The following is a 376-nucleotide window of genomic DNA, read 5'->3' as shown; positions in this document are numbered from 1 at the left end:
GGGAACTCGGCCTTCTCCCACCACTGCCCGGCGTAGGGGGCGATCTCCGTGGCCAGGAAGCGGCGGAGCTCGTTGAGCTTGCGCTGTTCCTGCACGCTGAGGAGGGACTCGAAGTCGAAGAAGTCAGCGGTGGGCAGGGACGCGACGGAGGGTGCCGCCGTCGTGGTTTTGGCCGACGACGGCGGGGCGTCGCCGCGCGCGTAGTCGCCCGTCACTTGAGCCCCATCCGGATGGCGCCGTCGAGGCGGATGGTCTCGCCGTTGAGCATGGCGTTTTCGACGATGTGGGCGGCCAGGTTGGCGTATTCGGCCGGGCGTCCGAGCCGGGCCGGGTGGGGCACCTGCTGGCCCAGGGAATCCTGGGCTTCCTGCGGCAG

The 376-nt window shown here is 70.2% G+C and carries 2 pseudogenes; both read right to left on the bottom strand.

Going from position 1 to position 376, the window contains the following annotated elements:
- A pseudogene (locus J1902_RS19175) lies at positions 1 to 215 on the bottom strand (acyl-CoA dehydrogenase family protein); the annotation flags it as partial.
- Positions 212 to 376 (bottom strand): annotated as a pseudogene (locus J1902_RS19620) (3-hydroxyacyl-CoA dehydrogenase); the annotation flags it as partial. The pseudogenes J1902_RS19620 and J1902_RS19175, both read right to left, overlap by 4 nt.

Source organism: Arthrobacter cavernae, from assembly GCF_017368795.1.
In the GTDB taxonomy this organism is placed as follows: Bacteria; Actinomycetota; Actinomycetes; order Actinomycetales; family Micrococcaceae; genus Arthrobacter; species Arthrobacter cavernae.
Note: the sequence above shows the minus strand (reverse complement) of the source record. Positions and strands in the feature narration are given on the sequence as shown.